A 21,894-nucleotide genomic window follows, 5' to 3' on the forward strand; every position below is an offset into this window, starting at 1 on the left:
CATTTCACTTATTTAGCTTCAGTAAATACTTCTTTAAGATAAGCGTCAAAAACTTCTTCATCTGAAATGGTGTCTGAAATAAAGCTTCCATTGCTAGTACGTTCTGACAGGTTCAAGTCTTGTAATCGGCTTTCATAGATTGTTCCTTTGTTTGATTGAACAAGCAGAGTTTGGTCGTTCTCTTCCACTTCTGTACTGAAGAGATCACCAACGAAGCCTTGTTCTGCAACTGCACCTGCCAAGAAGACACGATGCGGTTTGTTTTTCAACTCACGCAAGACTTGTAAGCCGCGTTTGGCACGGCTGGTTGCCGGAATTTCGTCAATAGAAACACGTTTCAAACTTCCACGTTGGGTCAAGAGGTAGAAGGATGAGGTGTTACAGATAAAGGCGGATTGGAGGACATCATCTCCTTTCAGGTTCATAGCTTTGACACCTGCAGCCTTAGCACCGACAACTGGTACCTCTTCGATATTGAAACGAAGGGCATAACCATTTTGGCTAATCAAGAGAACATCATCCAGTTTAATCGGAGCCACTGCTACAATCTGGTCTGTCTCGTCTTTGAGCTTAGCATACTTGACAGACTTAGATTTATAGGTCCGCCATGGAGTGAACTCTTTTCGCTCTACACGCTTGATTTGACCGAGACGAGTCGCAGCAAAGTAGGTTGTGCCTTCATCAAACTGATCCACGACTTCCACATAGAGGATTTCTTCGTTAGTTTCAAAGTTTGTGATGGTTTGGCTCAGATGCTCTCCGATATCCTTCCAGCGAACATCTGCCAATTCATGAATTGGTCGATAAATGACATTTCCAAGAGTCGTGAACATCAAAAGATGCTGGGTTGTCTTGGCAGATTGAACAAAGATTAAACGGTCATCATCACGTTTGCCAATTTCTTCCAAGGTGGAGGCTGCAAAGGAACGTGGGCTGGTACGCTTGATGTAACCTGCCTTGGTCACGCTGACGTAGGTATCTTCCTCGGCTATAAGACTAGCTGTATCAATCTCAATTACTTTTGCTGTATCTTCTAAAGTACTCAAACGTGGAGTCGCAAATTTCTTCTTGACCTCACGAAGCTCTTTCTTCATGAGATTGTACATGGTACGTTCATCACCGATAATAGCCGCAAGCATGGCAATCTTTTCACGAAGTTCTGCTTCTTCTTCCTGCAAGACAACTACGTCTGTATTGGTCAAACGGTACAGTTGCAAGGTTACGATAGCCTCAGCCTGTTCTTCCGTAAAATCATAGCTTACCTTAAGATTTTCCTTAGCGTCCGCCTTATTCTCAGAAGCACGGATAAGCGCAATGACTTCATCCAAAATCGAAATCACGCGAATCAAACCTTCGACGATATGGAGACGTTTCTCAGCCTTTTCCTTATCAAAGCGTGAACGCGCCAAAATCACTTCGCGACGGTGGGCGATGTAGCTAGACAAGATTGGGACAATACCGACCTGACGAGGGGTGAAATTGTCAATCGCCACCATGTTAAAGTTGTAGTTGATTTGCAGGTCAGTATATTTAAAGAGATAGTTGAGAACAAGCTCCGTATTGGCATCTTTTTTGAGCTCAATAGCAATTCGAAGACCATCACGGTCAGACTCATCCCGAACCTCAGCAATACCAGCCACCTTGTTATTGACACGTACATCATCGATTTTCTTGACCAGATTGGCCTTGTTGATTTCATAAGGAATCTCAGTAATAACGATTTGTTCCTTACCACCTTTTAGCTTTTCAATCTCAGTCTTGGAACGAACAACCACGCGCCCTTTCCCAGTTTCATAGGCCTTCTTGATTTCATCACGACCCTGAATGATTCCTCCAGTCGGAAAATCTGGTCCAGGCAAAAATTCCATGAGCTTGTCCACCTTAGCTGTTGGATGGTCAATCATATAAACAGTGGCATCAATGACCTCAGCTAAATTATGGGGTGGAATATCTGTGGCATATCCAGCCGAAATCCCAGTCGATCCATTTACCAAGAGATTTGGAAAGGCTGCCGGCAAGACTGTCGGCTCTTTCTCTGTATCGTCAAAGTTCCAAGCAAAAGGAACGGTCTTTTTATCGATATCTTGAAGAAGGTAGCCAGCAATTTCAGACAAACGCGCCTCAGTATAACGCATAGCCGCAGGTGGATCTCCGTCCATAGAACCGTTATTACCGTGCATTTCAACTAGAATCTCACGATTTTTCCAGTCCTGTGACATACGAACCATAGCATCATAGATAGAACTGTCACCATGGGGGTGGAAATTCCCCATGATATTCCCGACAGACTTGGCCGACTTACGGTAACTTTTGTCAAAGGTGTTGCCATCCTTATTCATAGAATAAAGAATGCGACGCTGAACCGGCTTCAATCCATCACGAATATCTGGCAAGGCTCGGTCTTGAATAATGTATTTGGAGTAGCGACCAAAACGCTCTCCCATGATGTCCTCCAGGGACATATTTTGAATGTTAGACATATAGGATACAGAGCCCGTAAAATATCAAGTGAAAATAGAAAATTCTTGAAATAAGAAAGATCATCATAGAATTTATCTTTTTCACGCATCATTTAGGGCGTGTTCAACTCCTTTCAAAGAATATAGAGTAAGTTTTTACAGAAAAAGTGTTCATTTAAGATATAAAGGGACGATTTGGCTTGCCAAAAATGTCTGTAGAAAAATAGAAAATCGATGTAGGGCTCGATGAAGTCAAGACGATTTGACTTTTTTCTGAATAAAATTAGTCCCGTGTTCAGTTACTACAAATAACCAAACGACTCTTTCTGTAGTTTAATCTTTTAAATTAAGGTCTTTAGTTAGTTAGCGATTAAGAAGTCTCTCCTTAGCATACTCAATCATCTTCTCAGCTACTTCCATATCATAGTCAAAGCCCATCTTTTGAGCAAAGAATTGAGCTTCTTGATGAAAAAGTTCCATGGTAGCAAATAAAGACTGGGTGATTTTATCTAAACTTGAAAAATCAAGCAGATTTGAGAATTGTTTCTCTTTCTCAGCAGGTAAATAGTTAAAGAGATACTTGTAGTTTTTGCCGATATCGACTTTCCCCCTATCACTTGCAACCTGCCAAGCCAAAATCTTTAGGAGTTCTTGGTGACAGATGCCATAAAGATGGTCAGTGGCATAGAGTAGTTGCTTGCGGCAGATTCCTTTGACTACGTAGGCTGACACCCACCAAAATTCATTGCAGGTTTTTTCAAACTCTATCTCAATAGCTGAGTTCTTCCAGTAACGTTGAGGACTTGCAGTATAGGACTCAAACAAGCCTTTCTCATCTTTCAAAACTGTATAATCAGCTTCGCTATCCACCCACTCTTGAATGTATTCTTTGGGGCAGAGAGTCAAATCAATCCGATTGCCATCTTCAAAGAGCAGGAGATAGAGGCGACGATGGTCAAGTACGTTATACTGCTCAATGATGCGCTTGCCAAACTGATCCAACCAAGTCAGGTCAGCTAACAGACCATCCAAACTCTCCACAATGTAGACCACATCATAGTCTTGAAACTCATCTTTTGGAGCTTTTGTATCAGTCCGTGAACCAGACATAGCGACAGCCTCGACTTGTAAAGTTTTGGCAGTCTGTAAAATCACATCAAGCATTTCTGTTTCTGTTCTCATGTATTTCCACCTCTTTTTCTATAAGGTAACAGATTTATTATATCGAACAGTTTCTTAAGATTTAAAAAGTTAGAAAAACTATACAAGCTCTATAAAACTAAATTATCTAAATATTTTCAATTATATACAAAAACAAGTAATTCTTCTCTAGCTATCTTTATTCTTAACAAATCATCAATTATAAAATTAGTACATTGAACATCGTCAAAGTTTGTCGAAAAATATTTTGATAAAGAGTTTACTACTCTTAATAGTTTGTTAAAATAAGCTAAAGCTAACGGCGGAACTTCTTCAGTATTCAGATGATTAATTTCTGATTCAATTAAATCCTCAATTGCTGCGAATATTTCACCTATTTCATCTTTAATATTAGAAGATAAATTCTTTTTAGAATTAAAATCATTAATAGAATTCAAAAGTTTGTTATATTCCCATTCAAAATCATCTAGTGCTCTATAGAATATTTGGAAATCACTTTGTAATTTTAATAGATTTGACTTCCTTGATTGTCGAGCCATTTCTTTAAGTTCTCTTAAACTCTCTTCAACCTTTTTTTGAGTTTCAGATAGTTGCTTTTGTTGACTTGTCAATTCTACTATATTTTTCGCGATTGAAGATTGAATAATTTCTAGCTTTCGTTGTCGTTCATCAATTTCTTTAGTATCTTTTTTTGAAATCCAAGTTGCGTAAATTATAGGTATTAGAATTGAAAAACCACCTATACCTATTTGAATCCAATTGGAAATCCAATCAGTTGAATCAATGGCTTTAATCAATTCCTCAAACATTTCAACATTCATATTATAATCCTTGTGAATACTATGACTAAACTTAAAATATAGTTCATCAATAACCGAGTTGTTTAATTGTAAAAATTGACTTTATATATTTCTTGCTCTAATCGCTTTATAAAGTTTATAGTCATCATAGTTTTTCAAATCTTTTAGTGATTTCAACTCATTTTTAACAATAATAACTAAAAATTTCTCCGTACTCAGCAACTTCTCTTTATATTTCTCACCACCATAATAATAACATTCTACTAGCCTATTGTAATCAATACCATCTTCGTTTTTAAGAAGCTGCTCTTGGAAAATTTGTTGGGCTTTATCATACATTTTTGAAAGAAATTGTGACTGACGAAATTCAAAAAATGCTGTTTGAATAATCAATACTAGAAGAGCAATACCTATCGGTCTAACTTTATCAATATCAACTCCAACAATGAATGTTACTATCGCAAGAACTCCAAGTATGAGACGATTTTCCAATTCCATACCTTCTAATTCAAAAATATTCTGAGATTTTAAAACGATATAAAATGAAAGGCAAGAAGCAATCGACACCAAAAAGATTATCAACCAAAACGCCCAAACTTCAGAATTCAATTCGCAGTTCAAGTCATACTCCTTAAATGGGAAATTTATAAAACTCTCTATTATTTTTAAATTATTATTATTTTGAACCATATAGATAGTCAGAGAGCCTATAATAAATGCAGCCACAATCATTAATACTAAAAGTTTCATCCGAAAATTTTTAACAAATGATAAAGTGGCAAACACTCGTCTCATATTCAATCTCTTTTTTAAATAACTATGATAAAAATCTTTGAACAGATAAAAGATAAACAGGATCAAAAAATTATAACCAAGCATTACTAAAACTGTTATTACAAGAAGTAAAAGCAAAGATATAAAGTTATTTATATATTCAGACGGAACCTTTTTATCAATCTCAATAAAAATATTCATCAACGTCCCTATAATAAACATATAAAGCAAATACTTAATCATCTTAACTCTAGTATTTTTAGCAAGATAATCTGTACTATCTAAGATTTTTAAAAATTTTAGACTACTTGCTTCATTATTTATAAAATAATTCTTTATTATTCTATGTAATCTTGTAATTAACATCTCAAAACAACATCTCCCCACTCTCTTCCAGCGTAAACTTGACATTGTCTTCGATCCACTTACGACGTGGTTCGACCTTATCACCCATGAGGACATTGACACGACGTTCTGCGCGTGCTAAGTCTTCAATCGTAACACGGATGAGGGTACGCGTTTCTGGGTTCATGGTTGTTTCCCAGAGTTGGTCTGCATTCATCTCACCAAGTCCCTTGTAGCGTTGGAGGGTAGCGCCTTTGCCGAACTGCTTGCGGAGTTCTTCTAACTCGCCGTCCGTCCATGCATAGGCCACTTCTTCTTTCTTGCCTTTCCCTTTAGACATCTTGTAAAGAGGCGGAAGGGCGATATAGACATGGCCTGCCTCAACTAGGGGACGCATGTAACGATAGAAAAATGTCAAGAGTAAAGTCTGAATGTGGGCACCGTCGGTGTCCGCATCGGTCATGATAATGATCTTGTCATAGTTGGCATCTTCAATGGAGAAGTCTGCTCCAACACCCGCTCCAATAGTATAAATCATAGTATTGATTTCTTCATTTTTGAGGATATCTGCCATCTTGGCCTTGGCTGTATTGATAACCTTACCACGAAGAGGTAAGATAGCCTGAAACTTGCGGTCACGGCCTTGTTTGGCAGAACCACCGGCAGAGTCCCCCTCAACCAGATAGAGTTCATTCTTAGCAGGATTCTTAGACTGGGCTGGGGTCAATTTTCCAGAAAGCAAGCCCTTGTCTTTTTTATTTTTCTTACCATTACGGCTCTCATCACGCGCCTTGCGAGCCGCTTCACGAGCATCACGCGCCTTGATAGCCTTGCGGATGAGGTTAGAAGCCAGTTCACCATTTTCCATGAGGAAGAAAGTTAATTTTTCTGCGACAATGCTATCAACAATCGGGCGAGCTAGTGGACTTCCCAGTTTGTCCTTGGTCTGGCCTTCAAACTGGAGGTGTTCTTCCGGAACCAAGATAGAAAGAACGGCCGCTAACCCCTCACGATAGTCTGAGCCTTCAAGGTTTTTATCTTTTTCCTTGAGAAGACCTGTCTTACGCGCATAGTCATTCATGACCTTAGTGATAGCAGACTTAAGTCCAGTCTCATGTGTTCCACCGTCCTTGGTGCGAACGTTATTGACAAAGGACAGAATGTTATCTGAAAATCCGTCATTGTACTGGAGAGCTACTTCCACTTGAAAACCATTGTCTTCACCTTCAAAGTATAGAACTGGTGTCAAGGTCTCCTTGTCTTCGTTCAGGTAAGAAACAAAGTCTTGTACCCCATTCTCATAGTGGAATTCAATCGCTTCGTCTGTTCGTTTATCAGTCAAAGACAAGGTCACATTTTTCAAGAGAAAGGCTGATTCATTAAGACGCTCTGAGATGGTATTGTACTTGAAATCTGTCGTAGAAAAGATCGTCGCATCTGGCATGAAGGTCACTTTGGTACCTGTCTTAGACTTGGGTGCTGTACCGATTTTCTTCAGAGTCGTGACAGGTTTTCCACCATTTTCAAAACGTTGCTTATAGATTGCCCCATCACGGGTAATTTCAACTTCCAGCCAACTTGAAAGAGCGTTAACAACGGAAGAACCCACCCCGTGGAGACCACCAGATGTCTTGTAGCCACCCTGACCGAATTTCCCTCCGGCGTGAAGAATGGTAAAGATAACCTCAACTGTTGGGATTCCCATCGCGTGCATTCCAGTCGGCATCCCACGTCCGTGGTCTTGAACCGTTAAACTGCCGTCTTTATTAATGGTCACATCAATACGGTCACCAAATCCAGACAAGGCTTCATCGACAGCATTATCGACGATTTCCCAGACTAGGTGGTGGAGCCCAGCGCCATCGGTCGATCCGATATACATCCCTGGACGTTTTCGGACCGCATCCAACCCTTCTAGCACCTGAATGGCATCATCATTATAATTGTTAATATTGATTTCCTTTTTTGACACAAGGAACCTCCTATTCGTTCATCTTTACTATTCTACAGGTTTTCTAAGGATTTTGCAAAATTTTTCTTTCTCCGCTGTGACAATTTCAGAAGAGATTCTCTGCCTTTCTTCTCCATTTCATGATATAATAGGAGTATGATTACAATAGTTTTATTAATCCTAGCCTATTTGCTGGGTTCGATTCCGTCTGGTCTCTGGATTGGACAAGTATTCTTTCAAATCAATCTTCGCGAGCATGGTTCTGGCAATACTGGAACGACCAATACCTTTCGCATTTTAGGCAAGAAAGCAGGTATGGCGACCTTTGTGATTGACTTTTTCAAAGGAACTCTAGCAACGCTTCTTCCGATTATTTTTCATCTGCAAGGCGTTTCGCCTCTCATCTTTGGACTTTTGGCTGTTATTGGTCATACCTTCCCTATCTTTGCAGGATTTAAGGGTGGTAAGGCTGTCGCAACCAGTGCTGGTGTGATTTTCGGATTTGCGCCTATATTCTGCCTCTACCTTGCAGTTATTTTCTTTGGAACCCTCTATCTTGGTAGTATGATTTCACTGTCTAGTGTCACAGCATCTATCGCGGCTGTCATCGGGGTTCTACTCTTTCCGCTTTTTGGTTTTATCCTGAATCACTATGACCCTCTCTTCATCGCTATTATCCTAGCACTTGCTAGTTTGATTATCATTCGTCATAAGGATAATATCACACGCATCAAAAACAAAACTGAAAATTTAGTCCCTTGGGGATTGAACTTAACTCACCAACATCCTAAAAAATAAAACGCCAGTTCATTCTGTACTGACGTTTTTTGTATGCTTATTTTGATTTGATATAGTTGATACCATCTGCTTTTGGTGCAACTGCTTTTCCAAAGAAGGCTGCCAAGACAAGAATTGTCAAAACATAAGGTGCGATTTGAAGGTAAACCGCAGGCACTCCTTGTAGAAATGGCAATTGAGATCCGATAACAGCCAAACTTTGTGAAAGTCCAAAGAAGAGACTAGATAGCATGGCTCCGATTGGATTCCATTTCCCGAAAATCATCGCAGCAAGGGCGATAAATCCAGGTCCAACAATAGTTGTCACTGAGAAGTTAACTGAGATGGATTGAGCATAAATTGCTCCGCCAATTCCACCTAGGAAACCTGAAATAATAACCCCTAAATATCTCATCTTGTAGACATTGATTCCCAAAGTGTCCGCTGCTTGAGGGTGTTCACCGACAGAGCGGAGACGAAGACCAAAGCGAGTCTTAAAGAGGATAAACCAAGCAAGGAATGAGAAGGCAATCGCCAAATAACCAAGTAGACTAGTTGACTTGAAGAAGATATCACCAATGACTGGGATATTAGCCAAGACTGGAAAATCAAAGCGTCCAAAAGTCTGACTTAGGTTGTCGGTTTGTCCTTTGTTATAAAGGACTTTCACTAAGAAAACTGCCAAGGCTGGCGCCATCAAGTTCAATACCGTACCGCTGACAACATGGTCTGCACGGAAATGAACCGTCGCTGCTGCGTGGATGATAGAGAAGACACCACCAACCAATCCTGCTACAAGCAAGGATAGCCATGGAGTTGCTGCTCCAAATTGTTCTGCAAATTCAAGGTTAAAGACAACTCCAGAAAAGGCACCCATAACCATAATTCCTTCAAGGCCGACGTTTACCACACCACCACGTTCAGAGAAAACACCACCGATACTTGTAAAGATGAGGGGTGCTGAGTAAATCAGCATAGAAGACACCAAGAGGGTGAGCAAGGTTGTAATAGACATCTTTACTTACCTCCTTTAACTTGTTTTTTCGGTTTGACAAAGCGTTCGATAAGGTAATGAACACTGACAAAGAAGATAATAGACGCTGTTACAATGCTGACAAGCTCAGACGGTACCTGCGCCGCATTCATACCAGGGGCTCCAACTTGGAGAACACCAAATAGGAAGGCTGCAAAGAGAATACCAATTGGTGAGTTTGCTGCAAGTAGACTAACTGCCATACCGTTAAATCCAACAGCTAAAGATGCCCCTTGAACATAGACGTTCTGGAAGGTTCCAAGTCCTTCAACAGCTCCACCAAGACCTGCCAAGGCACCTGAAATAATCATAGATAGGATAATAGTCCGCTTGGCAGAGATACCAGCATATTCTGATGCATGAGGATTGAGACCAACTGCACGAATTTCAAAACCAAGAGTTGTTTTCTTGAGCATGAACCAAATAACTGCAACTGCAATGATTGCAAAGAAAATACCAATATTCATCCGCGAGTTACCAGTCAACTCAGCCAACCAAGGTGTCTGATAGGTTGCATTAGCCCCAACACGAATGGTTGAATCTGTACTTTGCATAAAGTCTTTAGGGAAGGCGTGAATAAAGGCATTCCCTACATACAAGACGATGTAGTTCATCATGATGGTTACGATAACCTCTGACGTTCCTAGATAGGCTCTAAGAATACCTGGAATCGCACCGACAATCCCACCAGCAATCAAGGCAATCACGATAGTCGCTAAAATCATCAAGGGACGCGGCATATCTGGATGAGATAAGGCAAACCAACCACTGAGAATCCAACCTGCTAAAGCCTGACCAGGAAGTCCGACGTTAAAGAAACCTGCACGACTGGCAACGGCAAAACCAAGACCAATCAATATTAGAGGTCCCATAGCACGGAAGATTTCTCCAATCCCACGCAGACTACCAAAGGCTGTATAGAACAATTCTTCATAGCCCCAAATAGCGTCATAACCGAAGATCCACATGACAATGGCTCCGAGCAAAATTCCTAGGAAGACAGAAATCAAGGGAACCGAAATTTGTTGTAATTTTTTAGACATCACTCTTCTCCTTTCCCAAGTTTCCACCAGCCATCAAGACACCAAGTTCCTGTTTATTGGTTGTTTCTGGTGATACAATACCTTGAATCTTACCATCGTGGATAACAGCAATACGGTCTGAGACATTTAAAATCTCATCCAACTCAAAGCTGACAACAAGGACAGCCTTACCATTATCACGCTCTTCAATCAAGCGTTTGTGGATATACTCAATGGCACCGACATCCAACCCACGAGTTGGCTGGCTGACGATAAGGAGATCAGGATCACGATCAATTTCACGAGCAATAATTGCTTTTTGTTGATTTCCTCCTGAGAGTGCTGCTGCAGGAACAAATTCACTGGCAGCACGAACATCAAACTCTTCCATTAGCTTTTTAGCATAAGAAGTAATATTTGAATAGTTCAAAATTCCATTTTTACTATGTGGTTCTTTATAGTAGGTTTGAAGGGCAATATTTTCAGAAATCATCATTTCCAAAATCAAACCATCACGGTGACGGTCTTCTGGAACGTGCCCAACACTCAACTCAGTAATCTGACGTGGGTGTAAGCCTACAATTGAATTTCCTTTTAGCTCAATGCTACCAGATTCAACCTTGCGAAGACCTGTAATTGCTTGAATCAATTCAGACTGACCATTTCCATCAATCCCCGCAATACCAACAATCTCTCCAGCACGAACATCCAAGGATAGATTTTTCACAGCTGGGACACCGCGGTTTTCATTGACCACCAAGTCTTTAATAGACAAGACCACTTCTTTTGGTTGAGAGGCTTGTTTCTCTGTTTTAAAGGAAACAGAACGACCCACCATCATTTCTGCTAAATCAGCATTGGTAGCCCCTGCAATTTCAACGGTTTCAATTGATTTCCCACGACGGATAACTGTGACGCGGTCAGAAACTGCTCGAATCTCATCCAACTTGTGGGTAATCAAGATAATTGATTTTCCTTCTTTGACAAGATTTTTCATAATAGCCATCAACTCATCAATTTCTGATGGAGTCAAGACAGCCGTTGGTTCGTCAAAGATAAGGATATCAGCCCCCCGATAAAGTGTTTTTAAAATTTCTACACGTTGTTGGGCTCCAACTGAGATATCTGCTACCTTGGCAGAAGGGTCAACCGCTAAGCCATAACGCTCAGAAAGAGCCTTGATTTCTTTGCTAGCTCCAGCGATATCTAATACACCATTTTTAGTTAATTCACTACCTAAAATGATGTTTTCAGCCACTGTGAAGGCTTCTACCAACATAAAATGCTGGTGAACCATTCCAATTCCCAAGCTAGCCGCTTTAGACGGTGAATCGAGGTTGACAACTTGACCGTTGACCACAATTTCACCGCTGGTTGGTTCAAGAAGCCCTGCTAACATGTTCATGAGCGTGGACTTTCCAGCCCCATTTTCTCCTAAAAGTGCATGAATTTCACCTTTTCGTAGGTGCAAGTTGATTTTGTCGTTGGCAACAAATTCACCAAACACCTTGGTAATATCACGCATCTCAATGACATTTTCGTGTGCCATGTGCTCTTCCTTTCAGAGTCTTATTTTATTTCAATAAAACTTGCTAGTTTACCTAGTAGCAAGCTTTACTGAGACAAAATGACTTTGTCTCAACTCTTAAAAAAGCGGCCGAGGGCCGCTTCCTAAGAAATGACTTCCATCCATTATTTTTCAGGAACTTTTACGCTTCCATCAAGGATTTTAGCTTTAGCATCTTCAACAGCTTTTTTACCTTCTTCTGAAAGGTTTGTCACTGCCAAGTCAACCCCTTTATCTTTCAATGAGTAAACGATTACTTGACCGCCAGGGAATTCACCTTTTTCTGCCTTGTTAGCAATATCTTTTACAGTTGTACCAACTTGTTTCAAAGTAGATACAAGAACAAAGTTTGATTCTTTGCCATCTTTAGAAGTGTATTTACCTTCTGCTACTTGGTCACGGTCAACACCGATAACCCAAACTTTTTCACTTTCAGAACGGCTTTCGTTGAGTGATTTTGCTTCTGCAAAGACACCAGCACCTGTTCCACCTGCTGCTTGATAAACAACATCTGCACCAGCTGCGTATTGTGCCGCTGCAATTGTTTTACCTTTAGCAGCATCACCAAATGAACCAGCGTAGTCAACTTGTACTTTGATAGATGGGTCTACTGATTCAACACCAGCTTTAAATCCAGCTGCAAAACGTGAGATAACTTCAGACTCAATACCACCTACAAAACCAACTTGTTTTGTTTTAGTTGTTTTAGCCGCTGCAACACCCGCAAGGTAAGCAGCTTCGTTATCGGCAAATGTTACACTAGCAACATTCTTTTGATCTTTAATCACATCATCAATCAAGACATAGTTCAAATCAGAGTGGTCTTTTGCTGCTTCTTCAACCGCATTGTGAAGGGCAAAACCAACACCGAAGATTAGGTTGTAACTTCCAGCCGCTTGTTGCAAGTTGTTAGCATAGTCAGCTTCACTTGTTGATTGGAAGTAAGTGAAACCTTTATCTTTTGAAAGATTGTGTTCTTTACCCCAGTCTTGCAAACCTTCCCAAGCTGATTGGTTGAATGATTTATCATCAACACCACCAGTATCAGTGACGATAGCTGCTTTTGTCTTCACATCAGAAGATGAAGCTGCCTTACGAGAAGAGCGGTTACCACATGCAGCAAGTCCAACTGCTGCCACTGCAACTAGACCAAGGCCTAGCCATTGTTTCTTGTTCATTACTGAACCTCCTAAATAAGATGTGCAACGATGTTGCAAGTATGGATTGGTTGGCCACAAGGACCGTGCCACTCATAGAGCGACTCAGACTAGTTTAAGTCTGTAAAAGAATATGGAAGTAATTCCCCGACCGTCATCTCGACCGTCGATTTATCTTTTGCGACTAAGGTCACTTTTAGATCTTGTTCAAAAAATTCAGCCATCACTTGGCGACAAGCACCACATGGTGAGATTGGTTTTTCAGTCTCTCCATAGACAATCAATTCTGAAAATTCTCTTTGGCCTTCAGAAACTGCTTTAAAAATCGCTGTACGTTCTCCACAGTTGGTCAAAGAATAACTAGCATTCTCGATATTGACACCTGTATAAATACTACCATCTTTTGCCACTAGAACAGCACTGACTGGAAAGTGAGAATAGGGTACATAGGCTTTCTTGCTGGTTTCAATTGCTAGTTCAATCAACTCAGTAGTTGCCATCTGCCAATTCTCCTTTTAGAATTGCTACCCCAGCTGACGTTCCGATACGGGTCGCACCTGCTTCCACAAAGGCAAGAGCATCTGCATAAGAACGGGCTCCGCCAGCAGCCTTGACTCCCATATCAGGTCCAACTGTTTCACGCATTAATGTAACATCTGCTATCGTAGCGCCACCAGTTGAAAAGCCAGTAGATGTTTTAACAAAATCAGCTCCCGCTTTCTGGGCTAATTGACAAGCCACAACTTTTTCTTGGTCTGTCAATAAGCAAGCTTCAATGATGACTTTTACCAACTTGTCACCACTTGCTTCCACTACTGCACGAATATCTGACTCTACCAGGGCCAAATCACCTGATTTAAGAGCCCCAACATTGATCACCATATCAATCTCATTTGCACCATTTTGAATAGCTTCTTTGGTTTCAAAAGCTTTTACAGCTGAAGTTGTTGCCCCCAAAGGGAAACCTACTACTGTACAGACCTTGACATCTGTGTCTTCAAGCCCTTTTTTGGCATGTTCTACCCAGGTCGGATTAACGCAAACACTGGCAAAATCATACTCTCTAGCCTCAGACAACAAACAATCAATCTGATTTTTTGTTGCATCCTGTTTTAAAAGCGTATGATCGATATATTTATTTAATTTCATATTCGGATTCTCCTGCGGTTTATGAGATGATTTCTATAATTTCTCGTAAACTTTGCACCCTGTCATTTATTTTAACATATTTTTGAAAATCTGTAACTAGCTGAGGAGAAATTTTTCCATTTGTGTATACTTTTGCAACAATTTCTCCCTTTTGAACGGAATCTCCAACTTTCTTTTCAAAAACAATTCCTGTTTCATAGTCCAAGGCATCAGACTTGACTGCACGGCCCGCCCCCAGTCTCATAGCATAAAGTCCAAATTCCATAGCTGGAAGAGCTGAAATGACACCCGTTTCATGAGCAGGGATTTCCACCACATGGGCTACATTTACAGGACGATAGAGGTCTTCCAAGTCTCCACCTTGGGCTTGGACCATTTCCTCAAACTTAGCCAGCGCTTGGCCATTTTCAAGATGTTGGCGAACTTCTTCAACTGTCTTGTTTACATTTGCTAAACCAAGCATTATTTGAGCCAATTCACAGATGAAGTGGGTAATATCCTGACGACCTTGCCCTTGTAAAATCTCCAATGCTTCAAGGATCTCCAGACGATTTCCAATCGCTCGTCCCAAGGGCTGACTCATATCCGTAATCACTGCTACCGTCTTTCGACCAACTGCCTTACCAAGTTCCACCATGGTTTGAGCCAATTCACGCGCCTCATCAACCGTCTTCATGAAGGCACCCTCACCGACAGTCACATCTAGCAAGATAGCATCCGCTCCTGCCGCGATTTTCTTGCTCATCACTGAACTCGCAATCAAAGGAATCGTGTCGACAGTTGCGGTCACATCACGAAGGGCATAGAGAAGCTTGTCAGCTTTGACAAGCTGGTCTGATTGCCCAATGATAGATACACCAATATCCTGAACCTGACGAATAAAATCCTCTTGACTGCGTTCCACTTGATAACCCTTAATGGACTCCAATTTATCAATTGTCCCACCAGTATGGCCGAGACCACGACCACTCATTTTTGCCACAGGCACACCGAAGCTAGCAACAAGAGGAGCCAAAATCAAGGTCACCTTATCACCAACACCACCCGTAGAATGCTTGTCAACCTTAACCCCATCAATAGCAGATAAATCAAACTCTTGACCTGTCTTGACCATCTTCATAGTTAGGTCAGAGATTTCTCGAGTCGTCATTCCTTTGAAATAAACAGCCATAGCAAAGGCAGACATCTGATAATCAGGAACAGTTCCTGACACATAGCCTTCTACCAGCCATTCAATTTCACCCGAAGTCAGTTCTTGACCGTCTCGTTTCTTTTGGATTAAATCAACTGCTCTCATTCTTTCACACTTCTAAGGATATAGTATCCCTTATCTTTTTTGACGATTTCACAATTGCCAAACACCTCTTCCATCTTGGACTTAGCACTTGGGGCCCCTTGTTTCTTCTGGATAACGATTGTTAAATCTCCATCAGTTTCCAAGAAATCTTTACTTTTCTCAATGATTTCATGAACCACTTGCTTGCCCGCACGGATAGGAGGATTGGAAATGACATGGTCAAATGTGCCTTCAACTTGTTCATAGATGTTGGACTGGAAAATCGTCGCTTCTACTTTATTTCGTTCAGCATTTTGTCGCGCCAAATCCAAGGCACGATTATTGATATCGACCATGGTCGCCTGAACTCCATAAGCCTTAGATAAAGACAAGCCCAAAGGTCCGTAACCACAGCCTACATCAAGGACAGTTTCTCCTTGATTGACCTCAAGACACTTGAGCAAGAGTTGACTTCCAAAGTCAATCATTTTCTTGCTAAAAACACCCGCATCCGTCAAAAAGGTCATTTTTTCTCCCAACAATTCCACTCTCAACTCATGAATGTCGTGAGCAGCGTCAGGATTTTCTGCATAATACATTTTACTCATGAAACTATTTTACCATAATTTGTCTTAAATTGTAAATCGTTTACAAATTGATAATAAAACGAAAAAGACTGAAAAAAGCTAGTAGGTAAAACCTTTTCTTCAATCTCTTTTAACACTTATAGATGAATGATAAACCATTTAGAACTAGAAATATCATAGTCAGGATAAAAAAAGTTTATCATCTATAATCGGGCGTATTTTTATTACGATTGCTTAACCTTCAGATACTTAATTATCAAGAGAATTCCCAACAAAATATTTAGATAAAAGCCCAACTGATACGTTTTTGTCAGGAATTCCAAACTTGTCCAAAGTCGTATCAAATCTTCTAATGACATGCGGAAGAAATAACCCTCTGTAGCAATCCATAGAACTAAAAAGAAATAACTACCAGTAGCAAGCCATTTCGTCCACCGTTTTTTTAGTAGGCAAGCAATTAAGAGCGAACAGATAAAGACAGCTGTTACAATGGCATGTTCCATCAAAAAAGTAAAACCGTAATAGGTTTCCACAAAACGTCTACCATTATCCGCATTCGCTCCTTTTAAAAAAGGTAAGGCAAAACTTAAAATAAAACAGAGTTCCAATATATAACTTTTTAATATTTTCATGTCACACCTCCTATAAGTTGTGAATCCCAAAGCCCCCTTTATTAGCTTATAAATCAGGAGAAAGTAGCTCCTACTTCATCAATAAATTGTTCATCCTCTATCTACTTATATTATATACTATTGACTTAACACATTCAAGAAACCGCTTTATTTTTTTAGCTTTTTATGGTATGATAAACAAAATATCTAGGGGAAAACAAATGACCAACGAATTTTTACATTTTGAAAAAATCAGCCGCCAGACTTGGCAATCGTTACATCGGAAGACAACACCTCCTTTGACAGAAGAGGAATTAGAATCCATCAAGAGTTTTAATGACCAGATTAGCTTGCAGGATGTTACCGATGTCTATCTACCCCTAGCCCATCTCATCCAGATTTACAAGCGTACCAAGGATGATTTGGCCTTCTCAAAAGGGATTTTTCTTCAACGTGAAAGCAAATCCCAACCTTTTATTATTGGAGTTTCTGGGAGTGTTGCCGTTGGAAAATCCACAACCAGTCGCCTGCTTCAAATCCTACTGTCCCGTACACTTACAGATGCTAGGGTTGAGTTGGTAACAACTGACGGCTTTCTCTATCCCAACCAGACCTTGATTGAACAGGGGATTTTAAATCGCAAGGGATTTCCTGAAAGCTATGATATGGAAGCTCTTCTCAACTTCCTGGACCACATCAAAAATGGACAAGATGTAGATATTCCTGTCTATTCTCATGAAGTCTACGACATCGTACCCGAGGAAAAGCAAAGCGTCAAAGCAGCTGACTTTGTCATTGTCGAAGGGATTAACGTTTTTCAAAATCCACAAAACGAGCGTCTCTACATTACTGACTTTTTTGACTTTTCCATCTATGTTGATGCTGCAGTCGATGACATCGAGAGTTGGTATCTGGACCGTTTCTTGAAGATGCTGAGCCTAGCCCAAAACGACCCTGATAGCTACTATTATCGTTTTACACAAATGCCGATTGGAGAAGTGGAATCCTTTGCCCATCAGGTCTGGACTAGTATCAATCTCACAAATCTACAAAATTATATTGAACCAACCAGAAATCGTGCGGAAGTGATTCTTCATAAAACAAAGAACCATGAAATCGATGAAATTTACTTAAAAAAATAATTTTCCCTTGTCAAAACGTAAGTTTTCAGATATAATGGTATAGTTAGTAAATATGGAGGTAAGAACATTGGCAAACATTAAATCAGCTATCAAACGCGCTGAATTGAACGTTAAACAAAACGAAAAGAACTCAGCTCAAAAATCAGCTATGCGTACTGCTATCAAAGCTTTCGAAGCAAACCCATCTGAAGAACTTTTCCGTGCTGCTAGCTCAGCTATCGATAAAGCAGAAACTAAAGGTTTGATTCACAAAAACAAAGCAAGCCGCGATAAAGCTCGTCTTTCAGCTAAACTTGCTAAATAAGAACAGTCCATAGAGGCTGTTTTTTTGTCCTCAAATAGGAAAAGGTAGAAAATGAAAATCGCAATTATCGGATATTCTGGTGCTGGTAAGTCAACTCTAGCTGAAAAGTTGTCTCACTGCTACTCCATCCCAAAACTTCACATGGACACACTCCAATTTCAACCCGGTTGGCAAGACAGTGACCGTGAATGGATGTTGGATGAGATGAAAAATTTTCTCACCAAGCAGGAAACTTGGGTCATAGATGGTAATTATTCTTGGTGCTATTACGAAGAAAGAATGAAAGGAGCTGACCAGATCATCTTTCTCAATTTTTCGCCATTGACCTGTCTCTTTCGAGCCTTTAAACGGTATCTCACATACAGAGGCAAGGTTAGAGAAAGTATGGCAGCCGGTTGTCAAGAACAATTTAATTGGGAGTTTGTCAGATGGATTCTCTGGGATGGACGGAGCAAAACTGCTAAAGAACGCTACAAGTGGGTTCAAGAAACCTATCCAGATAAAGTTGTTATCCTTAGGTCTCAAAAGGAGATAGATTACTTTATAAAGACTCACGAAAACAAGAAGAAAAACCAACATGGATAATGTTAGTACTATTTGGAAGACAAATCCCCTTTTTGGGGGCTATTTTCCCAAAATATTTTCTTCATTATTTACCAATCTATCCTATCTAAAACTCTGAATTCTATAGAAATGAAAAGGGACATTCACTGTCCCTTTTATCAATTTTTAGATTTTGAATATACAATAATCACAATCGCTAGGTCTCAAATCCACTCTACTCATTTGAAACGAGTATAAGGGGAGACGGGTATTATATTTAGCTTTAATAAATAATAGGCAATGAAATGAGTATTATAACCTTAATCTGAAAAAATAAAGGTTTCAGCTACTAAAAATGTGCAAGAAAAGCTTGATTTCATAAACTTTACCAGCTTCGTTGCTATAACCTCGTCCCCAGTCATACCTAGCCCCAAGTAATTTCCAATTGATAGCTGGCAAAGGGATGTCCCTCTTGATTTTGTAGTTGATAGTCTAAATGAATCTTTTGCCCATCAACTTCATAACGACTGGTTTGGATAATAAACTCCTGCATGCCCATGGGTGTAGGAATATAGGCCAAACTATCACTATCCTTTAGAAAGCGCATAATGGTCTTGGGATTGGAAAATCGGCTCATCACCAGTTCTTGACCATGAAATTTAATAACTACTTTTTCCTTTTCCTCATTATAGAAAAGCAGGTAGCTATAATCTCCCTTTTCATGCACTTCTACATCATAGAGTTGGTCAATCACTTCCAACTGTTCATCAAACTGAATCGTATTTCGCATCCGAATCTTCACATCAAGTCCTCTTTCTTGTCTCTTGTCCTACTATTTTACCAAAAAGAGCAGGATTTTGCTATAATGGTCATATGAACGAAAAAGTATTCCGTGACCCAGTTCACAACTACATCCATGTTAATAATCAAATCATCTACGACTTGATCAATACAAAAGAATTTCAACGCTTGCGCCGTATTAAACAACTAGGAACTTCCAGTTATACCTTCCACGGTGGAGAGCATAGTCGCTTCTCTCACTGTCTAGGAGTCTATGAAATTGCACGACGCATCACAGAGATTTTTGAAGAAAAATATCCCGAAGAATGGAATCCTGCCGAGTCTCTCTTGACTATGACAGCTGCTCTCCTACATGACCTTGGGCATGGCGCCTACTCCCATACTTTTGAACATCTCTTTGATACAGACCATGAAGCCATCACTCAGGAGATTATTCAAAGTCCTGAGACAGAGATTCACCAAGTCCTACTACAAGTGGCGCCAGATTTTCCAGAAAAGGTAGCCAGTGTTATTGATCATACCTATCCTAACAAGCAGGTTGTGCAGCTCATTTCCAGCCAGATTGATGCAGACCGTATGGACTATCTCTTACGCGACTCTTATTTTACAGGAGCATCTTATGGAGAATTTGACCTGACTCGAATCCTCCGAGTCATTCGTCCTGTCGAAAATGGTATCGCCTTTCAGCGCAATGGCATGCATGCCATCGAAGACTATGTCCTCAGTCGCTACCAGATGTATATGCAGGTTTATTTCCACCCAGCAACACGAGCCATGGAAGTTCTCCTACAGAATCTCCTCAAGCGCGCCAAGGAACTCTATCCTGCAGACAAGGACTTCTTTGCACGAACTTCTCCACATCTCCTACCTTTCTTTGAAAAAAATGTTACCTTGTCTGATTATCTGGCTCTAGATGATGGTGTGATGAATACCTACTTCCAGCTCTGGATGACCAGTCCTGATAAGATTCTTGCAGACCTGTCGCAACGCTTTGTCAACCGTAAGGTCTTTAAGTCCATTACTTTTTCAGAAAAAGACCAAGAGCAACTCGCTAGCATGAGAAAATTGGTTGAAGAAATTGGTTTTGATCCAGACTACTACACTGCTATTCATAAGAACTTCGACCTCCCTTATGATATCTATCGTCCCGAATCTGAAAATCCGCGAACACAGATTGAGATTTTACAAAAAAATGGAGAACTGGCAGAACTCTCTAGCCTGTCTCCTATCGTCCAATCCCTTGCTGGCAGTCGCCACGGAGATAATCGCTTTTATTTTCCAAAAGAAATGTTGGACCAAAACAGTATCTTCGCAAGCATTACCCAGCAATTTTTACACTTGATTGAGAACGATCATTTTACCCCAAATAAAAACTAGAAGAGGAATTTTATGAGTATTAAACTAATCGCCGTCGATATCGACGGAACCCTAGTCAATAGCCAAAAGGAGATTACTCCTGAAGTCTTTTCTGCCATCCAAGATGCCAAAGAAGCTGGTGTCAAAGTCGTGATTGCTACTGGCCGCCCTATCGCAGGTGTTGCCAAACTTCTGGATGACTTGCAGTTGAGAGACGAGGGTGACTATGTCGTGACCTTCAATGGTGCCCTTGTCCAAGAAACTGCTACAGGACATGAGATTATCAGCGAATCCTTGACTTATGAGGATTATCTGGATATGGAATTTCTCAGTCGTAAGCTCGGTGTCCACATGCACGCTATTACCAAGGATGGAATCTACACTGCCAATCGCAATATCGGAAAATACACAGTGCACGAATCAACCCTCGTCAGCATGCCTATCTTCTACCGCACTCCTGAAGAAATGGCTGATAAAGAAATCGTCAAGTGTATGTTTATCGATGAACCAGAAATTCTCGATGCTGCCATTGAAAAGATACCAGCAGAATTTTACGAGCGCTACTCTATTAACAAATCTGCTCCTTTCTACCTTGAACTCCTTAAAAAGAATGTAGACAAGGGCTCAGCCATTACTCACTTAGCTGAAAAACTAGAATTGACCAAAGATGAAACCATGGCGATCGGTGACGAAGAAAATGATCGTGCTATGCTAGCAGTCGTTGGGAATCCCGTTGTTATGGAAAATGGAAATCCAGAACTCAAAAAAATCGCCAAATACATCACTAAAACAAATGACGAATCTGGCGTTGCCCATGCTATCCGTACATGGGTACTGTAAAAGAAAAAAATAGACGAAAACCGCTCAGCTGAGCGGTTTTTGATGTCTAATTACATGCCCCCTGCAGGAATCGAAAAACAGATCTCAAAGCCTTATTTTAAAGGTATTTCTGTCTTACTTGGTCAATTTTTGGTCAAAAGTTTTGCTTAATTTTTTTCAGTTATTAGTAATCATCAATTGTACATTAATGGGAAAGCGACACTCTTCTTTACAACAATAATAAAAGACATGACAAAATT

At 40.4% G+C, this 21,894-nt stretch carries 21 protein-coding genes; 6 read left to right on the forward strand and 15 right to left on the reverse strand.

Going from position 1 to position 21,894, the window contains the following annotated elements; translation table 11 throughout:
• Positions 1–8 precede the first annotated feature (8 nt).
• The 5 genes from parC to parE form a co-directional block, all read right to left on the reverse strand.
• Positions 9–2,480, reverse strand: coding sequence for a DNA topoisomerase IV subunit A (gene parC, locus KUA57_RS01475; RefSeq protein WP_125447058.1), 2,472 nt, complete (start codon positions 2,478–2,480; stop codon positions 9–11).
• A gap of 342 nt (positions 2,481–2,822) precedes the next feature.
• Positions 2,823–3,641, reverse strand: coding sequence for an aminoglycoside 6-adenylyltransferase (locus KUA57_RS01480; protein WP_218493527.1), 819 nt, complete (start codon positions 3,639–3,641; stop codon positions 2,823–2,825).
• A gap of 116 nt (positions 3,642–3,757) precedes the next feature.
• The gene (locus KUA57_RS01485) at positions 3,758–4,441 is read right to left on the reverse strand and encodes a hypothetical protein (RefSeq protein ID WP_218493528.1); all 684 of its coding nucleotides are present in this window, start codon (positions 4,439–4,441) and stop codon (positions 3,758–3,760) included.
• A gap of 81 nt (positions 4,442–4,522) precedes the next feature.
• Positions 4,523–5,560, reverse strand: a complete 1,038-nt coding sequence (locus KUA57_RS01490) for a hypothetical protein (RefSeq protein ID WP_061864074.1) — start codon at positions 5,558–5,560, stop codon at positions 4,523–4,525.
• 1 nt (position 5,561) lies between these two features.
• On the reverse strand, positions 5,562–7,511 hold the full coding sequence (gene parE, locus KUA57_RS01495; RefSeq protein WP_218493529.1) for a DNA topoisomerase IV subunit B: 1,950 nt from the start codon (positions 7,509–7,511) through the stop codon (positions 5,562–5,564).
• A gap of 135 nt (positions 7,512–7,646) precedes the next feature.
• Between parE and plsY the strand changes: the two genes are divergently transcribed.
• Positions 7,647–8,288, forward strand: coding sequence for a glycerol-3-phosphate 1-O-acyltransferase PlsY (gene plsY / locus KUA57_RS01500; RefSeq protein WP_218493530.1), 642 nt, complete (start codon positions 7,647–7,649; stop codon positions 8,286–8,288).
• A 37-nt stretch (positions 8,289–8,325) separates the two neighbouring features.
• On the opposite strand, the gene KUA57_RS01505 is transcribed toward plsY, so the two are convergent.
• From KUA57_RS01505 to KUA57_RS01545, 9 genes are all read right to left on the reverse strand, one after another.
• A complete protein-coding gene (locus tag KUA57_RS01505) occupies positions 8,326–9,282 on the reverse strand; it encodes an ABC transporter permease (protein ID WP_020902936.1) in 957 nt (318 codons plus the stop codon).
• Between the two features lie 2 nt (positions 9,283–9,284).
• Positions 9,285–10,343: an ABC transporter permease gene (locus KUA57_RS01510; RefSeq protein ID WP_084888380.1), complete on the reverse strand. Its 1,059-nt coding sequence runs from the start codon at positions 10,341–10,343 to the stop codon at positions 9,285–9,287.
• Positions 10,336–11,871 carry an ABC transporter ATP-binding protein gene (locus KUA57_RS01515; RefSeq protein ID WP_218493531.1) on the reverse strand — a complete coding sequence of 512 codons (1,536 nt, stop codon included), beginning with the start codon at positions 11,869–11,871 and terminating at the stop codon, positions 10,336–10,338. The genes KUA57_RS01510 and KUA57_RS01515 overlap by 8 nt, the downstream gene beginning before the upstream one ends.
• 143 nt (positions 11,872–12,014) lie before the next feature.
• Positions 12,015–13,067, reverse strand: a complete 1,053-nt coding sequence (locus KUA57_RS01520; RefSeq protein WP_218493532.1) for a BMP family lipoprotein — start codon at positions 13,065–13,067, stop codon at positions 12,015–12,017.
• Positions 13,068–13,156: 89 nt separating this feature from the next.
• The gene (locus KUA57_RS01525) at positions 13,157–13,546 is read right to left on the reverse strand and encodes a cytidine deaminase (protein ID WP_000246103.1); all 390 of its coding nucleotides are present in this window, start codon (positions 13,544–13,546) and stop codon (positions 13,157–13,159) included.
• The gene (deoC, locus tag KUA57_RS01530) at positions 13,533–14,195 is read right to left on the reverse strand and encodes a deoxyribose-phosphate aldolase (protein WP_218493533.1); all 663 of its coding nucleotides are present in this window, start codon (positions 14,193–14,195) and stop codon (positions 13,533–13,535) included. The genes KUA57_RS01525 and deoC overlap by 14 nt, the downstream gene beginning before the upstream one ends.
• 19 nt (positions 14,196–14,214) lie before the next feature.
• On the reverse strand, positions 14,215–15,492 hold the full coding sequence (locus tag KUA57_RS01535) for a pyrimidine-nucleoside phosphorylase (protein ID WP_218493534.1): 1,278 nt from the start codon (positions 15,490–15,492) through the stop codon (positions 14,215–14,217).
• A complete protein-coding gene (locus KUA57_RS01540) occupies positions 15,489–16,079 on the reverse strand; it encodes a class I SAM-dependent methyltransferase (protein WP_284691138.1) in 591 nt (196 codons plus the stop codon). Before KUA57_RS01540 ends, KUA57_RS01535 begins: the two co-directional genes overlap by 4 nt.
• 203 nt (positions 16,080–16,282) lie before the next feature.
• Positions 16,283–16,690 (reverse strand): hypothetical protein, encoded by a 408-nt coding sequence (locus KUA57_RS01545; RefSeq protein ID WP_218493535.1) that lies wholly within the window; start codon positions 16,688–16,690, stop codon positions 16,283–16,285.
• A 200-nt stretch (positions 16,691–16,890) separates the two neighbouring features.
• On the opposite strand from KUA57_RS01545, the gene coaA reads away from it, so the two are divergent.
• From coaA to KUA57_RS01560, 3 genes are all read left to right on the forward strand, one after another.
• Positions 16,891–17,811, forward strand: a complete 921-nt coding sequence (gene coaA, locus KUA57_RS01550) for a type I pantothenate kinase (protein ID WP_020902939.1) — start codon at positions 16,891–16,893, stop codon at positions 17,809–17,811.
• A 67-nt stretch (positions 17,812–17,878) separates the two neighbouring features.
• Positions 17,879–18,115 carry a 30S ribosomal protein S20 gene (rpsT, locus tag KUA57_RS01555; RefSeq protein WP_001274000.1) on the forward strand — a complete coding sequence of 79 codons (237 nt, stop codon included), beginning with the start codon at positions 17,879–17,881 and terminating at the stop codon, positions 18,113–18,115.
• 51 nt (positions 18,116–18,166) lie between these two features.
• Complete coding sequence (locus KUA57_RS01560; protein WP_218493536.1) at positions 18,167–18,700, forward strand: DNA topology modulation protein; 534 nt, start codon at positions 18,167–18,169, stop codon at positions 18,698–18,700.
• A 382-nt stretch (positions 18,701–19,082) separates the two neighbouring features.
• Here KUA57_RS01560 and KUA57_RS01565 read toward each other — a convergent pair whose 3' ends face one another.
• Positions 19,083–19,460 (reverse strand): YwiB family protein, encoded by a 378-nt coding sequence (locus KUA57_RS01565; protein ID WP_078352046.1) that lies wholly within the window; start codon positions 19,458–19,460, stop codon positions 19,083–19,085.
• Between the two features lie 71 nt (positions 19,461–19,531).
• Between KUA57_RS01565 and KUA57_RS01570 the strand changes: the two genes are divergently transcribed.
• Both KUA57_RS01570 and yidA read left to right on the forward strand, forming a co-directional pair.
• Positions 19,532–20,836 carry an HD domain-containing protein gene (locus tag KUA57_RS01570; RefSeq protein ID WP_218493537.1) on the forward strand — a complete coding sequence of 435 codons (1,305 nt, stop codon included), beginning with the start codon at positions 19,532–19,534 and terminating at the stop codon, positions 20,834–20,836.
• Between the two features lie 12 nt (positions 20,837–20,848).
• Positions 20,849–21,655 (forward strand): sugar-phosphatase, encoded by an 807-nt coding sequence (gene yidA / locus KUA57_RS01575; protein ID WP_218493538.1) that lies wholly within the window; start codon positions 20,849–20,851, stop codon positions 21,653–21,655.
• The last annotated feature ends 239 nt before the right edge of the window (positions 21,656–21,894 follow it).

It is taken from the genome of Streptococcus vulneris (genome assembly GCF_019218685.1).
Lineage (GTDB): Bacteria > Bacillota > Bacilli > Lactobacillales > Streptococcaceae > Streptococcus > Streptococcus vulneris.